This window comes from Streptomyces glaucosporus, assembly GCF_039533345.1.
GTDB classification, from domain to species: Bacteria; Actinomycetota; Actinomycetes; order Streptomycetales; family Streptomycetaceae; genus Streptomyces; species Streptomyces glaucosporus.
The window spans coordinates 181,858-206,104 of sequence record NZ_BAAATJ010000004.1; the positions used below are offsets into that span (position 1 = coordinate 181,858).

Genomic DNA, 24,247 nt, shown 5'->3' on the forward strand with positions numbered 1-24,247 from the left:
ACCCGCCGCACCGGGGCCCTGCCCGGCCGTCCGTTTCCGGCCGCCCGGCAGCCGCAGGCGTCGCGAGGAGAGCGGGCCCGTCGTCCGCCGGGGCGCGAGGTGGCGCCGGATCAGCCTCTCTGGCCGGATCAGCCTCTCTGGAAGAATTCCACCTCCGCCAGGGCCAGGTGACGGCCCTCGGCCAGACCGACGGCCGACCGCAGGACCAGACGCACCGACTTCACGTCGCTGATCCCGGTGGGGAACGTCTGCGGCCCCGGTGTGTCGCCGAGGACGAGCTCCTCGTGGTGCTTCGTGCCGTCCTGCCTCGTCACCTCCAGGTCCAGACGGAGGGCGCGTGCCTGGCGGGCGTAGTGCTCGGGGGACTTGGACGCGCCGTTGACGATGATCAGGTCGACCAGCCGGAACGGCTCGCGGAAGGTGTAGGTCACCGAGGCGCCCGGTGCAGGCGCGCCCCAGTAGCGGTTGCTCAGCCCGTCCGTGGTGTTCGTCGCCGGGTGCCGGGGGAGCTCGGCGCTCGCCTCGATGCCCACCGGGGTCACGGGCCTCGGCTTGCTCATCTTGTCCCGGGCGTCCTCGAACACCGCGCGTCCGGCCGGCAGCAGCATGAGGCCGCCCGCGCCCAGAGCCACCAGCACGGACAGGATCACCAGGAACCGCACCACCCGGCCCGAGCCCGCCCGCACCCGGCGGCGGAACGGCCACACGGTCCGCCACCACGGCAGCGGGTCGCGCCGGGCGGCGGGGCTCAGCGCGGTCGCGCAGCGCCGGCAGAACCGGCGGTGCGGCGGGTTGGGGGTGCCGCAGGAGGGGCAGGGCGCTCCCGCCACGTCGTCCGGCACCGCCGCGGACCGTACGGCGGGGCGCGGGGCCACCGGCTTCGCGGGGCGCACGGGCAGCACGGGAGGGGCCGGTGCCTCGGGGGCGGGGCCGGCCGGAGGCCGGGGACCCGGTGTGCCCCGGCCGGCCCGAGGACGCGGTGCGGTGGGGGGTGATGCCGCGGCCCGGTCCCGCGGTGGCCGCGGCCCCGCTCCTGACGCGGCGGGTCCGGAGGGCCGCGGTGCCGTGGCGGGGTCGCCCTCGTCGCCGGAGGGGGCCTCCCCGGCGCCGGCGGTCGGGCGGTGCGCGGGGGCGGGAGGCCCGGTACGGGCATCGCCGCGTCCGGCCTGCGGGGGAGGGCTCGGGCTCTCCTCCCGGCCGGGCCCGACGCCGGCCGGCCGGGCGTGCGGCGACGAGGCGCGGGGAGGCGCGGCGGACGGGGACTCGTCCGCCGGCGGTGCGGGCGCCGGGGCGGGGGCCGGCGGGACCGGAGGCTCCGAGCGCGTGCTCGGGGCTTCCGGGGTGTGCGACCAGCCCAGGTACGTGCCGCAGTTGCCGCAGAAGTCGTCACCCGGGTCGTTGGACGCCCCGCACGCGGGGCACGCACGCACGGCGTCACCTCCCTTCGTCGGTGGGCGGGCCGGGCAGGACCTCCACCCGGCAGACGGTGTGCACCGGGCACATGGCCCTGACGATCTCGCGGACCCGGTCCGGGTCCACCCGCGTCGCGCGGCCCGGCCACACCCGGACCAGGGTCTCGGGGGGCGGGTCCGGCGGGAGGTCGGCGCCGGCGGTGCGCGACCACGCCGCGCCGCCGTCGCCGGTCACCTCGGCATGCACGCCGAGCATGAGCCGCAGGCCCTCGACCAGGCCGCGCCTGGTGCCGCGCCAACGGTGCAACTCCACCGCGCGGGCGACCGCCTCGCGGCGCGACTCCAGGGGCCACTGCGGGTCGTCGGCGGCGCCCACCCACGACGCCAGCCAGGCCAGGAAGTCGGGCGGGGCCAGGCGGGGGTCGAAGTAGGCGGGCAGGTTGTCGAGGGTCGCGAAGACCGGAGCGAGGACGGTGTCGAGACCGCCGGTGAACCGCTGCGCGAAGTCGTCCTCGGCGTACAGGGCGGGCAGTTGCCCGCCGATCGGGTGCCTGCTCGGCAGGCCGGGTACGGCGGCGCGGCTCATTCCCGTGCCTCCGGTCCGGCGGCCGTGACGACCACCTGATGCTGGTAGGAGAAGACCAGCGCGCCCGCGGCCACGTCGATGCGGTCCGCCGGCGCGCCGCGCCGCCCGGTGACCGGGTCGGCGGGGAACAGCCGGATGTCCTCCACCAGCGCATCGCCGGCGGCGCGCTGGAGCACGCCGAAGACCTCCCCGTACTGCACCGGCCGCCCGAACGGCCACCCCGTGCCGCCGGGGCCGCCGTGCAGCGGGTCGAGGTACCCGAACAGCGCGTCGAGCGCCGCGTCGCGCACCCGGTCGGCGTCGCCCGCCGCCGAGAGCCGGGCCACCACGGTGACGCCCTGGTAGAACGGCGGCTCCACCACCAGGCGGGTGCCTATCAGGCGGCGCTCGTCCAGGCACGCGGTGATCGCCCGCAGCACCTGGTCGGAGGGGATCAGCTGCTCGAAGCGGAGCCGGTCGCCCTCGTCGGGCACCGCGTCCGGCACCACCAGGACCCGTACCGCGCCCGGGCCGTCGCCGGCGGGCAGGCAGCGGACCCGGCGCACCGAGGGGGCCGCCTGGCGGCCGAGGAACTCGTAGTCCTCGGCGGTCACCGCGCGCTCCTGCACCCGCAGCGCGTTCGGCGCCCGCAGCTTGGCGTCGGCGAGGGTCTCACCGGCGACTCCGCCGCGCGCAGCCTCCCGGTTGGTCACCCGCGCGACGTACGGGACGGAGCTGCGCAGTACGGAGATCGCGCCGCGGGCGACGTTGCCCGCCGGGCCGCCGCCGGTGCGGTAGCGGGCCACCCGCACCTGGGCGCCCTTGGGCGGTACGGCGCCGCACTGCCGCAGCGTGCCGTCCGGTTCGCGCAGCACGGGCGGGAAGGCGAACTCGCCGGTGGTGGCGTCCACGCGGACGTGCCGGTCGGCGGGTCCGGAGCGGCCGAAGTGCTCCACCACCTCCCAGCGCCGCCACCCGTCGGCCGAGGACACCTCCACCACGGGGGGCCCGCCGTCGAGGAGGACCGGTGGGCGGCCGACCCGGAAGGTCTGCCCCGCGACGCCCTCCGAGGCGCCGAGCGGCACGTCGGTCACGGTCTCGGCGTGCTCGACGGACATGGTGCCGCCCACGGTGAACACCGCCGCCTCGCGGACCGTCGGGGACTCCGAGTAGAACGGCTGGCCCGGTTCCGCCTCGGTGACGCGGCAGCGCAGCCAGCCGGCCCGCGTCCCGCCGATCACCGACGCCGTGTGCCCGGCCGGTACGTACACGATGACCTCGCCGGGCCGGTTCAGCCCGCCGGTGGTGTCCTCGCCGGTCTCGCACACCTGCCAGCCGCCGCCGTCCCAGGCCTCCCACACGAGCGGGGGCTGGCGCGGGTCCACGCCGACTCCCTCCACCCGGCTGTCCAGGCGCACCGCGACGATGCAGCGCGGCACCGCCGCCGGCAGGCCGAACAGCAGCGCGTCGCCGGGCCGGGGTGCCGGCTGGAAGCAGGGGATGTCGCGGCCCTCGGCGAGCGTCCCGGTCCGGTCGGTCTGTTCGCCGGTCCGGGGCGCGGTCACCAGCCGCGCCAACTCGCTGGGAACGATGCGCAGTTCGTCCGTGGTCGTGAACACCACGGCCTCGTCCGTCTCGCCGCCCGCGGTGGTCACCTCCGTGCCCGCGGGCAGCGCCACCGTGTCGGGCTGCGGCGCCGACAGCCAGAAGTCGACATCGGCCACGGCCGCGGTCGGCGGGAACAGTCGGATGCCCAGCAGGTCGAGGAAGGCGGTGTAGTGCTTGTCCGGGACCCGGTTCAGCCGGTACAGCAGCTGGTCCACGAGGTAGGCGAACGTCTCGATCAGGGTGACGCCCGGGTCGGAGACGTTGTGGTCGGTCCACTCCGGGGCACGCTGCTGCACGTACCGCTTGGCCTCGTCGACGAGTTGCTGGAACCGCCGGTCGTCCAGGTTGGGGGAGGGCAGGGCCATCAGCCGGCACCCCTCTCCCCGGTCTCCCCGGTCTCCCCGGCCCCCTCGTCGAAGGGGATCGTGTAGAAGGGGAAGACGAGGTTGCGCCGGTCGTTGGTGGAGCGCACGGTGTAGTGCACGTCGATGTAGAGGGTGCCGGCCTCGACGGCGTCGAAGGCGACCACCACGTCGTCCACCGCGACGCGCGGCTCCCACCGCTGGAGGGCCTCGCGCACCTGCTGCGCGACGCGGCCGGCGGTGGCGCCGTCGCCGGGGGCGAAGACGTAGTCGTGGATGCCGCAGCCGAACTCGGGACGCATGGGGCGCTCGCCGGGCGCGGTGCCGAGCACCAGGTGGATCGCCTCCTCGATCTCCCGGTCCTTCTCGACCATGCCGATTCCGCCGGTCGGCCCGACCCGCAGCGGGAACGCCCAGCCGCGGCCGATGAACCGCTCGCTCATCACACGCCCCCGATCAGGACGTTGGGGGCGCCGGTCAGGACGGTCGCGCCGCACGCGCTCTGGTCGAATGCCCGCGCGGCCGGCAGGCCGCCGATGAGCACCGTGCCCGCGGTGACCGCCGCCGGGCCGGGCTTGATCACGTTGGCCGGTCCCAGGGCCGCGTGCTGGGGGATCGGGCAGAAGGTCCGGCTGCCCACGACGGCGGCGGGGTGGCCGCCGATCAGCACGCGCGCCACCGACGCGGCGGCGCCGGGCGGCGCGGTGGTGATCCGGCCGCCGTGGCTGGTGGGGTCGCCGGTACGGGCTGCGGCTGGCATGCGGTGCTCCTCGCGGAAGGTCCTGGGCCCGGGGGTTCGGGTCGCGTTCTCGGTGGGTGGGGAGGGCGGACGAGGACGGGCACGGTCCGGGCCCTCAGTTGATCTGGACGAGCCGGGCCTTGAGGACGCCCAGCAGGCCGCCGTCGACGGTGACGTCCGACTGGCCGGTGACGTTCACCGAACGGCCGCCGATCCGGACGCCGGCCGTGCCGTCGATGTCCACCTGCCGGCCCCGCACGCTCACGGTGCCCTCTCCCGCGTCCAGCGTGATGCCGTCCTTGTCGAGCGAGACGGAGGCGAGAGGGCGGCCGCGCCCGGCGTACACCGCCAGCTCGATCCGGTTCCGCCGGTCGTCGAGGAACACCTGGAGGCGCTCGTCACCGGTCGTGAGCCGCACCCCGGACGGGCCCGGAGCCCTCGCGTCCAGCAGCTCCACCCGGTGCCCCGAACGCGACACGACGGAGCGGCGGTTGACCTTCCCGGTGGTGCCGTCGACCAGCGGCACGTCGTGGGGCGACGGTTTGTCCACGCCGTTGTAGAGCCCGCCGATGACGTACGGGCTGTCCAGCAGGCCCTGCTCGAAGCCGACCAGGACCTCGTCGTTGACCTCCGGGCTGACCACGCCTCCGCCGCCCCTGCCGCCCCACTGCACGGTGCGCACCCAGTCGGTGACGTAGGTGTCGTCCAGCCAGGGGAACTTCAGCCTCACGGCGCCGCTCTGGGCGCCGCCCGGCTCGCGTACGTCCGTCACGACGCCGATCGCCAGTCCCGGCATGCGCGGGCCGCGGGACGGCGCGTTGGCGCCGGTCACCAGACCCGTCAGGGAACGGTCCGGGCTGGCGCTCACCCACACCGTCGTCCGGTACCCGCCGTGCGGCTCCAGGACGTGCCGCACCGCCGTCGCGGTGTACTTGCCCGAGAACGCCTGCCCGGCGTTGCCGAGCGCCACCGGCCTGCCCGCCCGCAGCCGGGGGTTGCCCTCGGCCACCGCCTCCAGCTCGGCGAAGCCCGCGCCGACCTGGGCGGCCACGGCGTCCGCGACCGCCGCCGTCTCGGCCTGGGTGCGGTACGGGGTGTCGGTGACGGTCAGCTTGGCGGACCTGCCGAAGCGGGCGGCGGACGCCGGGCTCAGGCCCGGCACCGCCGTGTCGCTGTCCACCGACGGCTGCCGGGCCACCAGCGGCCGTTTCGTGGTGGCGTCCCAGCCGCGCACCTCCACCTGCTGCGCGCCGTCCGCGGCCGACAGCGAGGCCCGCAGCGCCAGCAGGTTCCGCCCGTACTCCAGCACCATCGGGTCGCGTGCGGCCGAGGTGGACGGCGAAGGCGCGCCGGACGCCTTCCGCGGCCGGGTGAACTGGAGCAGCCCCTGGTCGTCGACACGCACCTGCGCGCCGCTCTCTGCCGCCAGGAACTGCAGGAACTCCCAGTCGGAGACGTTCGCCTGCGAAAGCTGCCGGTAGGTGACCGGCGCGGCCTGCACGGTTCCGCAGGCCAAACCGGCGCCGGCGGCCACCTTGCGGACGATCGCCGCCGCCGTCATGTTCCGGTACGCCACCACCTTCCGGCCCCGCTGGAGGCGGTGCGCCCTGGAGTAGGCGCGCACCACCGTGAACGAGCCCGTGCGGTCGCGGTCCGCCTCCAGGGCCGTCACCTCGCCGTCGAACAGCCGTTCGCGGGCCCGCCCGGACACGGTCACCACCGACACCCGCAGCGGGGTGCCGATGGTGATACCGGTCGCCTGCAGGAACTCGTGGTCGGGGTCGCGGAAGGTGAGCTGCGCCGCATCCGGCAGGCCCACGTTCTCGTCCACCACGCAGCTCACCAGCTGGGCGGCCCAGATCCGCGGAAGCGCCGCGGGCGCCTCCACGACGGGGTCCGCCGCGAACGACCTGCCGCCCCGCTCCCCTGCTCCGCTCACCGCTCCTCCTCGCCCCCCGCGTCCCGCAGCCCCGGCACCACCAGCTCGGTGCCGGGCACGAGCGCCATCGGGTCGTCGATTCCGTTCGCCTCCGCGATGACCCGCCAGGCGGTCGCGTCGCCGTACTCGCGCCAGGCCAGCAGGGCCAGGCTGTCGCCCGCCACCACGGTGTGCGTGCTGCGGGCGGTGCGCGCGCCGGACGTCGGGTTCTGGCCCGGCGGGTCGACGCTCGCCTCCTCGATCGACAGCGCGCAGGTGGCCCGCAGCGGCCTGCCGTCCACGTCGAACAGCGTGTACGTCACCGACAGGCTCGACATCACCCCGTCGAACGAGGTCGTCCGCGCGGTGCCCCACTCGAACCGCACCCACGGGCTGGCCGGCTTCTCACGGCCCAGGCTGGCCGGGGTCGGTACGCACGCCTTCATCAGCTTCTCCACCGCCTGCTCCACGGAGTCGTCGTGGGTGGCGGTGGCGTCCAGGAACACCTCCAGGCTCAGCGTGCGCGGGCCGCTGCCGACGAACTCGGGCAGCGCCGACTGCTCCGCCATCCGGGACGGCGAGCGCCGCCACTCGGTGGTCTTGCGCAACTCCAGGGTCGCGGGGTTGAACTGGAGGTCGAGCCGGGCGATCGTCCCGCCGGGCTTCGAACCGACGGTCGCCGGGGGCTCCTTCAGGGTCAGCTGGGCCCTGGCCCGACCGGTGCGGACCGCTGAGGACATGCCGGACCCTCCTTTCCGGGAGCGAGTACGTCAGGGGCGGGCGGTCGACGGGACCGCGTCAGGAGGGGCGCAGCCCCTCGTGGGCGATCACCAGGGTCTCCGTCGCGGCCTGGGAGACGGCCGGGTCGAAGGACGGCCCCTCCCAGCGCACCGGGACGATCCCGAACACCTGCCAGCCGATGATCGGGTCCAGGTTCGGCTTCAGCGCCACGATCTCGCCGTCCTTGGGCTCCACCCGCCGCAGCGTCTCGTCGAGCCAGCGGGCGATCTTCGCCGTGTCGGCGGTGACCGGCCGGGTGAGCGTGATGTTCGTCCAGGTCACACGGCCCGGCAGGTGCCAGGTGAAGCCGTTGTTGCCGCCCTCGGCGTAGCTTTCCAACTCGACCTCGGCGCCCATGCCGGAGCAGGTGTGGAAGGCGCCCAGGTCGCTGCCGCCGATCGTGAGCCGGAAGAACACGCTCGTCGCGAAGATGCTGTTCGTCATCCGTCCGTCATCCGTTCCATGCTCTCGTCCATGCCCTCAGCGGCGTCCGTCGTAGGGACGGCCCGTGCGGTCCCGGCCGCGCCGCAGCTCGGTGCGGAGCAGCCGGGCCATCGGGTCCAGCAGGCGGCGCGCCAGGTCGTCCAGGTCGACGCCGGGGGCGGCACCGGGTCCGGCGCCGGCGTCCTGCGGTGCCCCGGCGCGCCGGCCCGCGCCGCCGGGGGCGGACGGCGCGGAGGCCGGCCGGGACCGGGCGCGCGCCGGCACCGCCTCGACCGGCACGCCCGCGGTGACGGCGGCGCCGAGGCCGGCGGCGTCGCGCTGGACCGGGGGTGCGGCCCGGCCGGAACCGCGGCCCGCCGCCGGTCCGGGCCCCGGGCCGGAGGGCCTGGGCCGGACCACGGGGGCGGTCCCCGCCGGTGCCGGGGTGGTGGCCGGCGGGCGGACCGGGGGAGTCGGCGCCTGCGGGGCGGTCACCTGCGGGGCGGTCACCGGAAGCGACCGCGCCGGTACGGGTGGTACGGGCGCGCCGGCCCCGGCGGCAGCCTCGGGCGTCCCCCGCGGGGGCGGCGCGGGCCGGACGAGGGGGACGCGCCGGGCCGGACCGGGGGAGCCGGTTGTCCCGGTGCCCGCGACCACCGGCCGGGGGTGCGCGGACGGGGCCCGCTGGACCCGCGGCGCCGCCGGGGCGGGGGCGGACGGTCCCGGGGCCGGACGCGCGGGTGCCCCGGTGGCCGGGCCGGGGCCTCCTCGAGGGCCGGCCGGCCCGCCGGACCAGCGTGCCGCCACCACGGGACGGCCGCCCGGGCGGACGGCGGCGGGTGGTGCCGCGCCCTCCGGGAGCCGGGTGTTCAGGGTGAGCGGGCGTGCGGCGAGCAGCGCGAGGGTACGGGGTGCCGCCGGGGCGGGGCGCGCCGCGGAGCGGGCCGCGGTGGGCGGACGCGAACCGGCCTCGCCGGGGGTGCGGGCGGTGTTCCGGGACGGTGGCCCGCCGGAGTCCGGCCCGCCGGACGCCACGTCGGGGCGTCGCGTGTTCCCCGCCGGGCCTTCGGCCGCCGCCGGGCCCTCCGGTGCCGGGTGGCGGGGCACGGCGACCGGGGGAGGGAGCGCCAGCGGCGTGGTGAGACCTTCTCCGCGGGGCGCGGGGCCGGCTTCCGCGGCGGCCCCGGCGGGGGAGCGGTCCACCGGGCGGCGCTGGATGCCGCCCGCCCCCAGCAGCGGCGTGTCCGCCCCGCTCGCTCCGGGCGCGGGGGGTGCGGAGGGCGCGGGGGGCGCGGGGGGCGCGGGAGGTGCGGTCCGTGGTGCGGCCCCGGTGGGCGTCCGGTCCCGGTGGGACGGGGTGCGCCGGGTTTCGGGGCCGGGGGCGGTGCGGGAGGCGCGGGCTTCGGACGCGGCGGAACCGGTCAGGTCGGCGCTCGGCGGCAGCGCGGGCAGCGGCGCGCCCAGGCCGCCGCGCCCGCGTGCCCCGGAGCGGCCGGGGCCGGTGCTTCGGCGCGGAGCGCCGGCCGGTGCGGCGGGACCGCCCGGGGTGACGTGGTCCGGTCCCCCCGCGCCACCGTTCGCGCCGCCGCCGTGCGGGCCCGGGGCGCCGGCCGTGCTCTCCGCCTGACGCTGGACGACGGGCAGCGCCGGACCGGGAGCGGTTCCGGTGCCGGACGCGGTTCCGGCGCCAGGGGCGGGACGCGGGGTGGGGGCGTCCGACGGCGACGGTGCGGCCGTGGAGGGCAGCCCGTCCAGCGGGGCGCCGAGGGGTGCCCGGCTCCCCGTACGTCTCCCGGCGCGCTGTCCAGGAGAGGCGGGGCGGGTCTCCCGCTCGGCCGGTGTGACCGACGCGGTCGGCGCGGTCGCGGCGGAGGCCGGTCCGGCCGCGCCGGGGGACGCGGCCGCACCGGGCGCCGGCGCGGCGGGCCGCAGGGCGGGCAGGCGGCGCACCGGTTCGGCCGGACGCCGGGCGACGATCGGGCCGGGCCCCGCCGGGCGGGGCCGGACGAGCGGACGGGAGACGGCGGAGCCGGAGGCGCGGGACGCGTCCGGCCGCCCGCCGGTCCGGGCGGGCAGCGGCCCCGCTCCCCCCGCCCCCGCCGCGGTGCGCTGCCGCTCCGGGCCGGAAGGCGTACGGTCCCCGGAACCGGCCGGCGGCCGGGCCGCGCGCCCGGCCGCGCCGGACGGTGCCTGTGCGGCGGGCCCGCCGGAAGCGGGTGGCCGGGGCGCGGCCCCGCCGTCGGCCGCGGCCGGGAGCACGGAGATCCGCCGCACCAGCGGGATCTCCGGAGCCTTCGGCCGGGAGCCGGCGCCGACACCGGCATTGGCGGGAACGGGGGCGGGGCTCGTGACCGGGCCGGCGCCCGGCTGCGCGGCCCGCTGAACGGCGGGAGGCGAGGAGGAGAGCACGGCGGGGGAGTCCGCTGAGGCGAGGTCACGGGCCTTCGGCACACCGGCCGGACCGCTCTTCCCGGCGGCGCTCTTCCCGGCGGTCCGGCCGGAGCGCGCCACCGCCGGTCTCCGTCCGGAGCCCGGGTTCGCCTCCGGGGCCGGAGCGGCCGGCGGCCGGGCCGGGCCGTCCGCGGTTCCGGCGTCCGGCGTGCCGTCCGGTGGGCCGTCCGCGGTCCCGGCCTCCGGCGGGCGCAGCGCCCGCAGCAGCAGCGGCCCTCCGCCGGTGTGGGCGGGCCGTGGGGCGGCCGGGACGGCGACGCCGTGCACCAGACCGACCGGGGCGGTGGGCAGCAGGGCGTGGCCGAGGCCGGTGTCGAACGAGGGGTTCTGCCAGGCGGCGAGGCCCGAGCGGAAGGCGAGGCCGTCGCTGACGCCGAGCGGAGAGCGGGCCACGGTGGGCTCCAGCGGCGCGGTGCGGCGCCAGCCGCCGTCCCAGTCGCCGGGCACGGACGGTCCCGGAGCGCCGGGCGCGCCCCGCTCCGGGCCGCCGCCGGACGGGCCGCCCGCCGCGGCCCCGGAGCGCTCCGCCCGCCGCCGCAGTCTGTCCCGCCATGCCATGTGCTCAACCGCCTTCGTTCACACGGGTGTTGATACGGGCGATCTCGGCCACCCACTGCAGGCGCTCGCCGTGGGTCAGGCCGAGGATCTCCTCGCGCGGCCAGTGGAAGTGGTAGGCGATGTACGCGATCTCCTCCCGGAGCCGGGGGAGGGCGTACGTCACGATTCCCCCAGGCGCCCACCCGAGAGGTCGACCTCGAAGCCGCCCTCGCAGTGCGGGCAGGTCACCGCCGCGCGGGTGTGGCCCTCGCTGTTGACGCGGCGGTAGAAGTCCTGGAGGAACGCGACGTCGGTGGCGTACATCCGCTCCACGATCCCGGCGTGCACGTCGGTGATCGTGCCGATCCGGGTGATCACCTGGCTCAGCAGCACCACGCTCAGGTACGCCGGGTTCTCCTTGACCCGCAGGTCGATCTGGGGCCGCAGCTCGTCGCGGGCGGTGGCCAGGCGCATCGCGCCGTGGCGGTGCACCGTGCCCGCCTCGTCCACGTACCCGCGCGGCAGCTCGAACTCGAACTCGGTGCGCAGCCCGTGGTCCTCCCGGGGTGCCGCGGCGGGGGGCGCCGCCGCCTGCTCGGACGTCGGGGCGGGTGCCGTCGCCTGGAGGATCTCCTCCAGGTTGCCCGCCGTCACCGTGCGGCGTCTCATTCGACGACGATCTCCTCGAACACGATCGTGACGGTCTCGGTGGCCGGGGAGGACTCGCCCGCCCTCAGGGAGGGTCCCTCCCACCGGGAGGCCCAGCCCTGCATCAGCTGGATGCGGCGCACCGTGGTGCCCTCGGAGTCCATGATCTCGATGGTGAGGTTCTGCCGTGCGGCGTTCACGGCGCCGTTGTTCAGGGTCTCCTTGATCCAGTTGGTGAACTCGCTGCTCTGGTCGAGCCCCCGGGTGATCGTGATCTCGCCGGCCTGCCGGGCGCCGGGCTGCTTGCGGATGATCTGCTTGCCCTCGGCGCTGACCTGCTTGACCTCGACGACCTCCTCCTCGACGGTCAGTCCGCTGATCTCCTGGATCGACTCGACCAGGTATCCGCCGAGCTGCACGCCGAAGACGTGGGTGGAAAGAGCGTCGCCCACTGCCATGACTGTTCGTCACCTTCCCTTGCGGACCCGCGGGTCACTCGTCGATGAGGCTGGTGCTGTCGGAGAACTGGGCCAGCCGGAACACCACGAACTCCGCGGGCTTGACCGGCGCGACGCCGATCTCGCAGACGACCCGGCCCTGGTCGATGGACTCCTGCGGGTTGTTGTCGCGGTCGCACTTGACGTAGAACGCCTCCTCGGCGGTCCGGCCGAACAGCGCGCCCCGGCGCCACTCCTCGGTGAGGAACGCGGTGACGTTGCGCCGGATGCTCGACCACAGCCGGCCGTCGTTCGGCTCGAAGACCACCCACTGGGTGCCCAGGAGGATCGACTCCTCCAGGTAGTTGAACAGGCGGCGCACGTTCAGGTAGCGCCAGGCCGGGTCGGAGGAGAGAGTGCGGGCGCCCCACACCCGGATGCCCCGGCCGGGAAAGGCCCGCACGCAGTTCACGCCGATCGGGTTGAGCAGGTCCTGCTCGCCCTTGCTCAGCCGGATCTCCAGGTCCACCGCGCCGCGGACCACCTCGTTGGCGGGCGCCTTGTGCACGCCGCGCTCGGCGTCGCTGCGCGCCCACACACCGGCGATGTGCCCGCTGGGCGGAACGGTGGTGTTGCGTCCGGCGGCCGGGTCGAAGACCCGCACCCACGGGTAGTAGAGGGTGGCGTACCGGGAGTCGTAGCCCGCCTCGTCGTTGCGCCAGGCGCGCACCTGCTGGGCGGTCAGGCCGGGCGGGGCGTCCAGGACGGCCACCCGGTCGCCCATCTGCTCGCAGTGCGAGATCACGGCGAGCTGCACGGTGCGCACGCCCTCGGCGTCGATGTCGCCGCGCTGGTGGGCGCTCATCAGGTCCGGCACCGCGACCATGGTGATCTCGTCGATGGTCTCCAGGCCGCCGAACCCGGTGCGGGCCGCGGCGTCGCCGACGTACTCGGCCGGATCGAGGCGGGGGACCTCGCCGGAGCCGGGCGCGGCGGACGCGGCCGGGGCGTCGGGCAGCGCCACGGTCTGGCCGGCGGGCCGGCTCTGGGCGGCGCCCCGCTGCTCGGCGACCTCGATCAGCCGGGAGGCGCGGACCTGGTTGACCAGGTACGCCTTGACGTTCCTGCGGGTGGAGACCTCGTAGGTCTCCACCACCTGGCCGCCCTGGCGGACCAGGAGCTTGAAGCGGTCCTCCGGCGGGTTCTCGCCGTCCGCGTCGGCGATCTCCACCGACACCCCGGTCACCCCCGGCCGGGCCGCGACCAGGAAGCCGCCGAGCTCCACCGGCTCCCCCGCCCCGGCCTCCCGCCGGGCGCCGCCGGCCGCCGGGGCGGAGGCGTCCTCGGCCGAGCCGCCGATCCGCACCACGTACGCGGCGCCGCCGCCGTTGGCGAAGTACCCGTAGACCGCGTGGGCCAGGTAGGTGCCCTCGGTGAAGCCGCCGAACTCCCGGGTGTACTGGTCCCAGCCGGTGACGAGCGTCGGCGTGTGGAACGGGCCGCGCTCGGCGAACCCGACGAACGCGGCGACGGCGGTGCCGACCCCCTCGATCGGTCGGGCACCGGACTGCACCTCCTCCACGTACACGCCCGGGGTGAGGTACGTCGGCATGCTCGCTCCTTCGCGTTTTCGCGGGTCACCGGTGTTCAGGCTGTTCAGGCTGCTCAGGCCGAGTCTGTGCGGCGGGTCCGCCGCGGTGACAGGGACCGGCGGACCTTTCCGGGGCAAGGCGGCTGCCTTTCCGGGCCCCGCGTGGACCGTCCGGGCGTCACCCGCCCTGCCCGCGCACTGTCCGTCCGGGCCTGGACACCCCGTCCGCCCGGCCGGTCCACTGGAGGCCGTAGCAGGGGTGCGCCGACGAGGAGGCAGCGGATGCGGACGTCCAGGTCGCGTGCCGAGCAGGCCGGGGACGAGCAGGCGGCACGCGGACCGGCCGCCCGCCGGAAGGCGCCCTCGGCCGGCGCCGCCGTACCGCCCCCGCTCACCGCCGACACCCTCCGGGCCGCGCAACACGGCGCGGGCAACGCCGTGGTGACCGGCATGATCGCCCGCCGTGCCCGCACCGCGCCCGCCTCGGAGCAGTACGACGCCGGGGAGCACGACGCCGGGGAGGACAAGGTCCCGCACCCGGAGCACCGGCACGGCGCGGAGCACGGCGGGGAGGCCGCGGCACGGCCGAGCGCCGCCGACGAGGTGAACTCCGTGGTGCGGTCCACCGGCGGAAGACTGCCCCTCCCGTTGCAGCGGGAGATGGAGGCCCGCTTCGGGGGAGAGGACTTCTCCGACGTGGCGGTCCACACCGGTGCCGCCGCCCGGCGCTCCGCCGAGGCGGTCGGAGCCGAGGCGTACACCACCGGCACCCGCCACATCGTGTTCCGCGGCACGATCGACAGGAAGACCCTCGCGCACGAGCTGGAGCACGTCCGCCAGCAGCGCGCGGGCGCCGTGGCCGGTACGGACGACGGCAGCGGTCTGAGCGTCAGCGACCCCTCCGACCGGTTCGAGAGGTCGGCCGAGCGCACGGCCGAGCAGGTGATGCGGGGCGGGGCGGACCTCCGGCGCCCGGTCGCGGACCACACCGCCGGCGCCGTGCAGCGGACGGCCGGGGCGGCGACCGACGTGCAGCGCATGGCCAAGAAGAAGCAGGCGAAGAAGTCCGCGGGAGGCGACCCGCCCGCGGCGGAACCCACTTCCTCGAAGAGCGAGTTCGAGAAGATAGTCGAGTACTTCGAGGGGCGCAGCGAAGAGTTCAAGGGAAAGAAGCAGAACGAGAAGGAGTACCTCCTCGGGAACATCGGGATCGAGCCCGGGAGCGATCTCTACACGCTCGACGAGGTGAAGAACGACGAATCACTGCTGAACGATCTCCTCACGGAGATCGAGACCGCGAAGCACTCCTCCGGGTTCGCCGGCGCCGGCGGCGGCAAGAGCGACTGGGCGGCGAGCGCGATCACCTCGGCACACGCGGAGATGCGGAAGGAACACCCGTTCTGGGGTGACAAGACGACCCTCCACCACAAGATCTCCCGCAGCGAGCTGGACGCCGTGCTCGCGTCGGCCGAGAGGGACAGGGCGAACGCGAAGCCGCTCTTCGACTTCCTGGACGAGATACGGGCGGTGCTCGGCTCGACCGCGGCGGACAAGAAGGCCCTGCTCAACATGCCCGCCAACCTGGAGATGGGGCCGGCGAGCGACACGAGGACGGGCGACCCGGGCTCCGGAACCGACTTCAACTACACGCCTTCGGGCGCGCTGACGCCGAGGTCGAGCGAGCTGAAGCAGGCGCTGAGCCTGGCGAACGCGCCGACCGTCGACTGGGAGGCCGTCGCGGACAAGCTGAGGGAGGCGCAGCGCCTTCACGAGAAGGAGTACGGGGGCGCGATCCTCTCCCCGCCCGACCTCGCACGGTGGGTGAAGGCGGGCGCCAAGTGGAAGAAGGCCTCCGACTGAGGTCCTCCGCGCCGGGGCCGGGGGAGGCGGGTCCGGAGGGGGCGGGCCGTGCGGGCCGCCCCCTCAGACGTCGACGGCCTCCGCCAGCCACGGCCCGAACTCGCCCGCCAGGACCAGCCGGCCGAGCTTGCGGTACTCCTGCGCGACCGCCCTCACCACCTGCCGCATGGTGAGCGGCCCGCCGGCCTCCGCCGCGAGGTAGGCCGCGGTCACCGCGCAGGCCCGGATCGAGCCGCCGGCCAGCTCGAAGCGGTCCGCGCAGAAGGCGAGGTCCACATCGCCGTCCCGGGGCAGCCGGTCGCCCAGGCACCGCTCCCACAGGGCCAGGCGCTGCCCGGCGTCGGGGACGGGGAAGTCCGCCACCACGTCCAGCCGGCGGGTGAACGCCTCGTCCAGGTTGGCCCGCAGGTTGGTGGTGAGCACCGCGATCCCGTCGAACGACTCCATGCGCTGGAGCAGGTACGCCGACTCGATGTTGGCGTGCCGGTCGCGGGCGTCCTTCACCTCGGAGCGCTTGCCGAAGATCGCGTCGGCCTCGTCGAAGAGCAGCACCGCGTTGACCGCCGACGCCTCGGTGAAGATCCGCTCCAGGTTCTTCTCGGTCTCCCCGACGTACTTGTCGACGACCGTGGACAGGTCCACGACGTACAGGTCCATGCCCAGGTCCGCCGCGACGACCTCGGCGGACATGGTCTTGCCGGTGCCCGACTCGCCGGCGAACAGCGCGATCACGCCGCGTCCCCGGCCGCCGCCGGGCCGCATCCCCCACTGTCCGAGCACCTGCTCGCGGTGGCGGGCGCGCAGCGCCAGTTCGCGCAGCCGCCGGTGGGTGGCCGGCGGGAGCACCAGGTCGTCCCAGCCGACCGCCGGCTCGATCCGGCGGGCGAGTCGTTCGAGTCCCGCGCCGTTCTGGGCCCGCACGGCGGCCCGCAGGTCGTCGGGACCCACCGGGCGGCCCGCCAGGGCGGCCGTGCGCACCGCGACGTCGGCGGCGCGGCGCAGCTGCCCGGAGTCCAGGCGGTGCGCGGCGACGGCCCCGGCGAGCCCCCCGGCATCCCCGATGACGGAACCGGCCACGGAGCCGTCGCCGACGGCCCGCTCCAGGGCGTGCCGCCAGCGCGCGGCCTGCCGCTCGGGGGAGGGCGCGGGCACGGTCAGCGCGACGGGGGAGTCGGCCGCCCACACCGGGTCCCAGCCGGCGGCGCCGTGCGTCAGCAGGGGGATCCCTCGCAGCGCCGCGCACAGCGTCCCCAGCGTGCGGGCCCGTTCGGCGGGCTGGGCGGGCAGCGCCTCCAAGGGCCCGAGGACGACCCCGGAACCGGTCAGGCGGGCTTCGAGCGCGGCGACGCGGGCGAGTTCCGGTACGTCACCGGAGCGCCGGGCGAGCGCCGCCGTGTCCAGGACGAGCGGGCGGAGTCCGGCCGCGCGCAGGGCGGCGACGGCCAGGCCCGCGGCGTCGCCGCCCCGTCCGCGCAGATGGACGAGGCCGGTCACGGCCGCTGCCGCCGCCTCGCGGACCTCCGCCGCCCCGGCGGTCGGATCCCCGTACGGCTCGCCGAGCACCCCGGCGAGCCGGGCGTCGGGTCGCGCGCTGCCCAGCAGGTGCCCGGTGACCCGGTCGGGGACCGTCAGGACACGGGACAGCGGCGGCCGTTCCGGCTCGGTGACCTCCACCAGACCACCCGCGACCAGCGGCGCTCCGGGGGCGAGCCGGAACCGGGCGGGGGACGCCCCGCCGAGCCCGCACAGCTCCAGGGCGAGCCCGACCGTGGGCCGGCGGCGGGTCAGGTCGTCGTTGAGGTAGCCGTAGAGCTTCTCGAACCGCGCGTCCAGGTCGGGCGCCACCGCGACCAGGAGCAGGTCCAGGTCCAGCGGGGACAGGCCGAACCGCGCGGCGAGGCCGCCGAGGACGGAACCGGCCGGCGGGTGCCGGGGCTCGTGGGCGGGCAGGCCCAGGCCGCCCGGCTCGTGGAGGATGCGGGTGACCGCCTCGGGGGTGAGGTACTGACCCCGGTACGGGTCGTCGGGGTCGGGGTCGGCGGCGCGGCGGGCCGCCACCGCGTGCCGCACCCGCTCCTCGACCGCGCAAAGCCGCGTCCACAGGTACTCCGCGCCGGCGGGGACGGTCTCGGCGCCGGTCTGCGCGGCGGTCCGAACGGCGGGTCCGGTGGTGTGCGTCACGGCCGGCGGTCCCCCCGGCGGCGCCGGGCTGGGGCGGCCGGCCGCTCGCGCGGACCGGCGAAGCCGTCCGGTCCCGGATCGCTCGCCTCCGTGTAGCGCAGCCGGCGTCCCGGTACCGTCTCCCCGCCCTCGCTCCGGGCGGCGGAGCGCACCACGAGCCCTTCGGTGACCGGCGGCGCGACGGCCCTGCTCACCCCGGCGAGCGGCGCCCGCACCCGCACCCCGAGCGACGCCTTCAGGTCCCCGCCGAGCGCGGACCACACGTCGGAGGCGGCCGGCGCGTCGAGTCCGGCCCCGGCGGTGTCCAGCCCCACGGTCAGGCCGAGTTCGGCGAGCGTGCCGGTGAGCAGCCGGGCCGGCAGCGTGTCGGCGGCCGCCAGGCAGGCGAGCACCTGGGAGAGCAGCCGGTGCTCGTCCTGCGGGCGGCTCGCCCACGCGGTGACCAGGTACGTCAGCTCGAACCAGCGCGGCGGGGTGCGCCGCGCCACCAGGTGACCGTCCGTGTCGTACACCTCCCCGGCGCCGCTGCCGCGCCGGGCGGCGTCCTCGCGGATGTCGTACAGGAAGACGCAGACCGTCGGGGCGGTGCGGCGCGCCGCCCAGTCCCGGGTGGGGGCGTCGAAGACCACCTCGACGCCCGACGCCTCCAGCCCGGACTCGCCGAGCAGGCGGCGCAGCCCCTCGTCGACCTCGTGGATCACCGGCGGACCACCTCGTCGGGCGGCTGCACGGTGCCGCTGACCACCAGGAAGTCGGTCCTCGCCGGTGAGAAGCCGGGCCCCGTGGCGGTGATGGTGCGCGGCCCGGTCTGGTCCTTGGGGAGGACGAGGAGCTGGCCGACGAAGGTGCCGTCCGGTCCCGGCACGGTCGGCGCCGCCGCCGCGGTGATCCCCGGCTTCCAGGCGAACCGCACCGGCACGCCCGGCGGGAAGTCCCTGCCGCGCACCGAGGTGACGAAGCCGGGCTTGCCGATCTCCGGCACCGCGACGATGCGCGGCCGGAGGACGCGCAGCCGCTGCCGGGCGGTGTTGTCGCTCCGGTCGGCGTCCGTCCCGGTGGTGGTGAGGCGGCCGGTGACGCGGCCGGTCATCGCCCTGTCGGGGCTGAGGACGACCTGGACGACGGTGCTCGCGCCCGGGGCCAGGTCGGGCAGCGCGCACACCCAGGAGCGGTCGCAGCCCGGCGGCGGTCCGTTGTGCGGGATGCCCGGGGGCAGGCCGATGCGCAGCCGCAGTCCGGTCGCCAGCGCGTTGCGGCCGTTGCGCACGGTGTACGTCACCGTGACGCGTCCGCCGACGTAGCCGGGGTTCGGCTGGGCCGTGACGCGCACTCCGGGCCCGGCCCGCGGCGCGGGCTCCTCCGGCACCGGGGGCGCGGCGGGCGGCGGAGGCGGCGCGGACGGCGAGGCGGGCGGGGGACTGGTGGGCGGGGGACCGGCGGGCGGGGCCTTGACCACCGGCACCAGGGTCCGGCCCGTGTTGTCGCCGGGCCTGGGATCCAGGACGGTGCCGGTGACCGACCAGTCGACCGGCGCCTCGCCGGGCACGGCCCCGGTGAGGGTGACGTCCACCGGGACGGTGGCGCCGGGGGGCACCACGCCGAGGCCGCACTGGAGGGACGCGGCGTCGCAGGTGCCGCCGGGCCGGGCCATCCGGGTGATCCGCACCCCGGGCGGCGCGGCGACGGTCAGCCGGGTGCCGGGGGAGGCGGCGGGGCCGTTGTTCACCACCTCGACGCGGACCGTGACGGAACGCCCGACGGCGACCTCCGGGACGGCGCCGGGCGCGCGGAGCGCGAGGTCCACGAACTGCTGGACGGCCGGCTCCTTCTGCCGGCCCGGCAGACCGGCGGTGAGCGGGGTGCGGCGGCCGGTCGCGATGTCCACCAGGTGCAGCTTCTCGGGGCTGTTGCCCGCGAGGGCGGTGCGCGAGCTGATCACCAGGCCGCTGCCGTCGGCCGTCCAGGCGGCGTCGCGCGGCTGGAACGGGCCGGTGGCAGAGGTGTCCGGCAGCTCCCGGCGGCAGGCGCCGGGCAGGCCGCGGGCGGCGTCGGGCAGCAGCACCCGGCAGTCCTTCCCCGACGGGGAGGCCAGCAGGATGCCCTTGCGCTCGTCGGTCCGGCCGCCGCTCTGGCGGTTGAAGGCGATGGTGCGCCCGTCGGGGGAGAACGCCGGGCTGTCGTCGATGACCTCGCAGTCGTCCGGACAGGCCGTGTCGCTCAGGTCGTGCTGCCGGTCCAGGTCGTCCACGGGCGCGGTCCAGATGTGCTTGTTCCCGCCGCCGCCGTCGATCACATGGTTGCGGGTGAAGGCCAGTGTGGTGCCGTCGGGGGACCAGGCGGGCTGGGCGTCGCCGCCTCGGAGCTGCCCGTCCGGCGGGACGATCTCGTCGCGGATCTCGCCGGTCGCCACGTCCGCGACGAGGACGCGGCTGGGACCCGCGGCATCGGCGACGCCGCCCGGTGAGGTCCGGGTGAAGGCGAGGTACCGGCCGTCGGGGGAGAACGCCGGATCGGTGTCCCAGTCCCGCGGGCCGCGTCCCGCGAGCGGCAGGAGCACCGCGTTGGAACCGTCGGCGTCCGCGATCCAGATCCGCTGGACACGGGCGTCGGGGGGCCCTTCGAAGCGGGTCACCGCGATCCGGCGGCCGTCGGGCGTGTAGGTCTGCCGCTCGGTCCACGGGTCGTACCCGGGCTCGGGCCGGAACAGCGGGTCCTCGGCGGGGTCGATGTTGGTGTCGGCCCTCGGGTCCTCCTTCAGGATCTCCAACCCCAGGTCGCGGGGGTCGGTCCCGTCCAGCCGGACGTCCTGCAGCGTCACCGTGCGGGGGCCGGACGCCGAGACGCGCTCCACCACCGCGCCGCCGCCGTCGAGCGGGCCGAGCCAGGTGGGCGAGAGGACCTCCCGGTCCTCGTCGAGCACCACCGGGGGCTCCCGGTCGGAGTGCGGGGCGGTTCGGAACACGTGGTTCCAGTTGCTTGTGCAGCTGCAGGTGACCTCGGGGCTCAGGAACAGCACCTCGTCCCCGCCGGGCAGCCACGCCGCCCCGTGGGCGCGCCACTGCTCCCGTGCGCCCCCGAGCAGCGGCCCGTCGGTGCGCCCGTCGGTCAGCCGCAGCCGGGGGCCGTTCTGCCCCTTGAGGGTGGCGGTGTACGCGATCAGGTCCCGGTGGGCGGGGTCGTCGACGGGGTTCCACGCCGGTTCGGTGGCCGCGCCGTTGCGGGGGTCGGTGATGCGGGAGGCGGTGCCGCCCTCCAGGGGCCGGACGTAGATCTGCGCCCCGGCCGCCGGGTTGCCGTCGTCGGAGTACGCCAGGCGCTGCCCGTCCGGGGAGACCGCAGGGTGCTCCTCGTTCGAGGGCGTGTCGGTGAGCCGCCGCAGACCGGTTCCGTCGGTGCGCACCAGCCACAGGTCGCGCTGCTTTTTACCGCCCGGGCCGCCGGGTTCGGCCGAGTCGAACACCACGGCCCGGCCGTCCGGCGTCAGCTGGGGGTTCGCCGCGTCCCGGCCGCGGGTGAGGCGGAGCACCGAACCGTCGGCGGACCGCAGGTAGATCTGCGGGTCCTTCTCGTCGCGGCGGCTCGCGAACACCAGCGTGTCGCCGAGGGCGGACGGCTGGACGTCGAAGTGGGCCGGGCCCGCGCCGAACAGCGGCGGGCTGGAGTTCCTGGTGTCGACCCGGCCGAGACTGCGGTGCCGGGTACCGGCGTACGCGACTCGGGTGTCCGCGGCGTCGGCCGCCCGCGGCCGGGTCTCGGCGCCCTCCTGCCCGGAGGCCGCCGTCACCGTGAGCAGCGGGATCACCAGCAGCAGCGACATGCCGAGCCTGGCCAGGCGGTTCCGCCCGCCGGAGCCGGCGGTTCCCATCACAGCCCCCTAGGTCTGGTGAGGCACCCGGATGTGCCCCCGCCACCCTGCGACGGCCGCGTGCGGCGTGGCAGGGCGGCGGGGCCCTGCCCGGGGGAACGCGTGGTGCGCTTTCGGGCAGTGCCGGGGGGCCGGCCGTCGTCAGATCAGCCCGTTGCGCAGCGCGTAGCCGACCGCGTGGGCCCGGTTGCGCAGTTGCAGCCGCGTGGTGATCCCGTGGAGCACGTTCTTGACGGTCCGCTCGGAGTACGCGGTCTTGCGGGCGATCTCCGCCGTGTCCAGGCCCTCCGAGACCAGGCGCAGCATGTCCGCCTCGCGCGGGGTCAGCGTGGACAGGGACAGGGCCCTCGGATCGAGCGCCGAGCGCTGGAGGCTCCCCACGTGTGCGAGCAGTTTGCCGAGCAGGTCGCCGGGCAGTACGCCCTCACCGTTGGCTATCGCCAGGACCAGGTGGAGAAGTCGGTCCTGGTCGGCCTCGGCACGCCGCAGCACCGCCGCCACGCCGCACTCGATGACGCGCTGCAGAGCGCCGGGTTCGAGAGTGCCGACCACGAGGCCCGTGCGGGTGGCGGTGTTGTGCCGCAGCCGGTGCAGCAGGGCGACCACATCGTCGTCGACGCCGTCCACGATCACCAGCGACGCATGGGCCCGTTCCGCGTCGGCGTCGTCGAGCAGGTCGACCTCGGGCCGCGAGCGTAACTGCTGGACGACGCCGACGCGCAGGACGGGATCGGCGGCGTAGACGGCCACGGTCACCCGGTCCGGGGGGCCGGAGCGGGGGGTCCGGTGTGTGGACCGGGGCTGGGCGGGCACACGGGATATGGCGGCGGACATGGCCGGGGTGCACTCCTCTGAGCAGGGCATGGGGGTTACCTGTTCCGTAGATCCGGGTCCGTGGGGCGACGCGGGAACGGCACGGCCACCCGTGTGCTGGCCGCACAGGGCGACGGGATGCCGTGGCCGCGTCTCGTCACGACAGGGCCGGCTGTCGCACTTCGGGCACTGTGATTGCCCGGGTGTTGCCCTCGCGCTCCTCGTTGAGCCCTCGGGCACGGTCCTACCGTGGCGGCGTGACGCCTTCTGAAACCTCTTCCGGTTCCGGCGCGCCCGGCCTCGACATCCCGGCGGTGACGGTGACGCCGGGCGGCACCGTCACAACCGGTGTGACCGTCCGCAACGACAGCGACATCGTCGAAGCGTACAACCTGGAGGTCGTCGGGGACTGCGCTTCCTGGGCCACGGTGGACCCCCCGCGGGTCTCCCTCTATCCCGGCACCTCGGAGAGGGTGACGATCCGACTGGAGCCGCCGCGCTCCCCGGAGGTCCGGGCCGGTGAGACACCCCTCGGAGTGCGGGTCCTGCCGGCCGAGCACCCCGAGTCGGTGCGGGTCCTCGAAACCACCGTGCACGTCGAGGAGTTCCGGGAACTGCACACGGAACTGGCTCCGGGACGCCGGCGCGGCTGGCTGCGGGGCCGCTACCGGCTGGCGGTGCGCAACCGGGGCAACTCCCCCGTGCGGGTGGGCTTCACCCCCGGCCAGGCGGGCGAGGAACTGGGACTCGCCTTCAGCCCGGCGGAGCCGGCACTGGAGCCGGGCGAGTCGGCGGAGGTGGGGCTGCGGGTCCGTACGGGCAAGCCGGTGTGGTTCGGCGCCCCGGTGGTGTGGCCGTTCACCGTGGACACCGCCGAAGCCGGCGACCAGGAGGCGGCGCGACGGGACGAGACCGCCGTCCGGGCGCCTCTGGAGGCGGAGTTCGTCCAGATCCCGGTCTTCCCCAGGTGGCTGCTGGTGGTGCTCGCGGCACTGCTCGCGCTGTTGCTCGCCTGGTTCGCGCTGGTCCGTCCGGTGGTGCGCAGCGCCGCCGAGGAAGCGGCCACCGAGGCGGTCCAGCCGCGCCCCACGCCCGCCGGGGAGCCGGGCGGGCAGACCCCGGGCACCGGTCCCGGCGACGACTCGTCCGCCCGGCCCGGCGGCCAGGAGGCGGGGGCGTCGTCCGGGCCGGGCGGTGACGGCCCCGCGGCCGACGCCGGCGCCGACAGCGGCACCTCGGCCGGTGCCGGCCGGCAGAGCTCGGCGACCATCGACCTGCGGACGTCCGGCGGGCAGACCAGGACCGGCACCTACCGGGTCCCCGGGAACAGCGTCTTCAAGGTCACGGACATCGTCGTCGCCAATTTCCAGGGGGACGAGGGAGTGCTGACCATCACGTTCGGAGACCGCAAGATCACCACGATCGCGCTGGAGACCTTCCGCAACCAGGATTACCACTGGGTGACCCCCATCGAGATTCCCGAGAACGGCACCGTGACCGTGGAAGTGACCTGTGAGAAGCCGGGCACACCGGCCACCGGTCGCCGGGCGCAGGGATGTCATGAAGTCCTGAACGTGAGCGGTGTGCTCAGCCGTATCACGCAGTGAGGGCTCCAGAACACTATTGATCGGTGCCGGCGCCCAGCTGAAGAGTTGGATCTTGTTCCGTCTGGAAAACGACGGCCCGGGTCCGAAAAGCGACTCCCCCGGAGGACGCGTCCCGCCGCGGTTCAACACCCCTCCGGCCGCCGGAACGGACCGCCGTGCCGGACCGAGCCGTCGGCCGGCGTGCCTCCCGCTCGGGCGGAGACCTGTCCCCGGCGTCCGCGGGGAGGCCTGACTCCCGGCGGGCGGCGGGCCACCGGAATTGCGTGGCCCGGCAGTCGGCGGGACGCTGGACGAGTGGGCCCCGCGGCGTCCGATCGTGCCCCCAGGCCCGCAGCGGACGCCCGGGCGCCGGCGCACAACCGATCACCCGCGGCCCGGGCGACGAGAAGGCGGCCCGTCCCGTCCGGCTGCCCGGGTGCCGAGGGGCACCTGCGGGCGCCCGGGAACCCC

At 76.2% G+C, this 24,247-nt stretch carries 19 protein-coding genes; 2 read left to right on the forward strand and 17 right to left on the reverse strand.

Annotated features, from left to right (window positions below; all coding sequences use genetic code 11):
• Window positions 1-128: 128 nt before the first annotated feature.
• From ABD358_RS06910 to ABD358_RS06970, 13 genes are all read right to left on the reverse strand, one after another.
• Window positions 129-842: a zinc ribbon domain-containing protein gene (locus ABD358_RS06910; RefSeq protein ID WP_344629957.1), complete on the reverse strand. Its 714-nt coding sequence runs from the start codon at window positions 840-842 to the stop codon at window positions 129-131.
• A gap of 592 nt (window positions 843-1,434) precedes the next feature.
• Complete coding sequence (locus tag ABD358_RS06915; protein WP_344629958.1) at window positions 1,435-1,998, reverse strand: phage tail protein; 564 nt, start codon at window positions 1,996-1,998, stop codon at window positions 1,435-1,437.
• Window positions 1,995-3,950 (reverse strand): putative baseplate assembly protein, encoded by a 1,956-nt coding sequence (locus tag ABD358_RS06920; RefSeq protein ID WP_344629959.1) that lies wholly within the window; start codon window positions 3,948-3,950, stop codon window positions 1,995-1,997. The genes ABD358_RS06915 and ABD358_RS06920 overlap by 4 nt, the downstream gene beginning before the upstream one ends.
• Window positions 3,950-4,390 (reverse strand): GPW/gp25 family protein, encoded by a 441-nt coding sequence (locus ABD358_RS06925; RefSeq protein ID WP_344629960.1) that lies wholly within the window; start codon window positions 4,388-4,390, stop codon window positions 3,950-3,952. The genes ABD358_RS06920 and ABD358_RS06925 overlap by 1 nt, the downstream gene beginning before the upstream one ends.
• Window positions 4,390-4,707: a PAAR domain-containing protein gene (locus ABD358_RS06930; RefSeq protein ID WP_344629961.1), complete on the reverse strand. Its 318-nt coding sequence runs from the start codon at window positions 4,705-4,707 to the stop codon at window positions 4,390-4,392. Before ABD358_RS06930 ends, ABD358_RS06925 begins: the two co-directional genes overlap by 1 nt.
• A gap of 94 nt (window positions 4,708-4,801) precedes the next feature.
• A complete protein-coding gene (locus ABD358_RS06935) occupies window positions 4,802-6,625 on the reverse strand; it encodes a VgrG-related protein (RefSeq protein WP_344629962.1) in 1,824 nt (607 codons plus the stop codon).
• Window positions 6,622-7,344: a CIS tube protein gene (locus tag ABD358_RS06940; protein ID WP_344629963.1), complete on the reverse strand. Its 723-nt coding sequence runs from the start codon at window positions 7,342-7,344 to the stop codon at window positions 6,622-6,624. Before ABD358_RS06940 ends, ABD358_RS06935 begins: the two co-directional genes overlap by 4 nt.
• 58 nt (window positions 7,345-7,402) lie before the next feature.
• Window positions 7,403-7,828, reverse strand: a complete 426-nt coding sequence (locus tag ABD358_RS06945; protein ID WP_344629964.1) for a phage tail protein — start codon at window positions 7,826-7,828, stop codon at window positions 7,403-7,405.
• 36 nt (window positions 7,829-7,864) lie between these two features.
• Window positions 7,865-8,227 (reverse strand): hypothetical protein, encoded by a 363-nt coding sequence (locus ABD358_RS06950; protein WP_344629965.1) that lies wholly within the window; start codon window positions 8,225-8,227, stop codon window positions 7,865-7,867.
• Between the two features lie 2,593 nt (window positions 8,228-10,820).
• Window positions 10,821-10,979, reverse strand: a complete 159-nt coding sequence (locus ABD358_RS06955; RefSeq protein ID WP_344629966.1) for a DUF6760 family protein — start codon at window positions 10,977-10,979, stop codon at window positions 10,821-10,823.
• Window positions 10,976-11,464: a hypothetical protein gene (locus tag ABD358_RS06960; protein WP_344629967.1), complete on the reverse strand. Its 489-nt coding sequence runs from the start codon at window positions 11,462-11,464 to the stop codon at window positions 10,976-10,978. Before ABD358_RS06960 ends, ABD358_RS06955 begins: the two co-directional genes overlap by 4 nt.
• On the reverse strand, window positions 11,461-11,901 hold the full coding sequence (locus ABD358_RS06965; RefSeq protein WP_344629968.1) for a phage tail protein: 441 nt from the start codon (window positions 11,899-11,901) through the stop codon (window positions 11,461-11,463). Before ABD358_RS06965 ends, ABD358_RS06960 begins: the two co-directional genes overlap by 4 nt.
• Window positions 11,902-11,935: 34 nt before the next feature.
• A complete protein-coding gene (locus ABD358_RS06970; RefSeq protein ID WP_344629969.1) occupies window positions 11,936-13,492 on the reverse strand; it encodes a phage tail sheath family protein in 1,557 nt (518 codons plus the stop codon).
• Between the two features lie 261 nt (window positions 13,493-13,753).
• Here ABD358_RS06970 and ABD358_RS06975 point away from each other — a divergent pair, with 261 nt between their 5' ends.
• A complete protein-coding gene (locus ABD358_RS06975) occupies window positions 13,754-15,331 on the forward strand; it encodes an eCIS core domain-containing protein (protein ID WP_344629970.1) in 1,578 nt (525 codons plus the stop codon).
• A gap of 63 nt (window positions 15,332-15,394) precedes the next feature.
• Here the strand turns inward: ABD358_RS06975 and ABD358_RS06980 are convergent, their stop codons facing one another.
• The 4 genes from ABD358_RS06980 to ABD358_RS06995 all read right to left on the reverse strand — a co-directional run bounded on the left by ABD358_RS06980 (window position 15,395) and on the right by ABD358_RS06995 (window position 22,211).
• Complete coding sequence (locus ABD358_RS06980) at window positions 15,395-17,512, reverse strand: ATP-binding protein (RefSeq protein WP_425576266.1); 2,118 nt, start codon at window positions 17,510-17,512, stop codon at window positions 15,395-15,397.
• Window positions 17,509-18,213: a Pvc16 family protein gene (locus ABD358_RS06985; protein WP_344629971.1), complete on the reverse strand. Its 705-nt coding sequence runs from the start codon at window positions 18,211-18,213 to the stop codon at window positions 17,509-17,511. The genes ABD358_RS06980 and ABD358_RS06985 overlap by 4 nt, the downstream gene beginning before the upstream one ends.
• Entirely contained in the window at window positions 18,210-21,377 is a 3,168-nt protein-coding gene (locus ABD358_RS06990) for a hypothetical protein (protein ID WP_344629972.1), read from the reverse strand. The genes ABD358_RS06985 and ABD358_RS06990 overlap by 4 nt, the downstream gene beginning before the upstream one ends.
• Window positions 21,378-21,518: 141 nt before the next feature.
• On the reverse strand, window positions 21,519-22,211 hold the full coding sequence (locus tag ABD358_RS06995; RefSeq protein ID WP_344629973.1) for a helix-turn-helix transcriptional regulator: 693 nt from the start codon (window positions 22,209-22,211) through the stop codon (window positions 21,519-21,521).
• A gap of 236 nt (window positions 22,212-22,447) precedes the next feature.
• Here ABD358_RS06995 and ABD358_RS07000 point away from each other — a divergent pair, with 236 nt between their 5' ends.
• Window positions 22,448-23,797: a COG1470 family protein gene (locus tag ABD358_RS07000; RefSeq protein WP_344629974.1), complete on the forward strand. Its 1,350-nt coding sequence runs from the start codon at window positions 22,448-22,450 to the stop codon at window positions 23,795-23,797.
• Window positions 23,798-24,247: the final 450 nt, after the last annotated feature.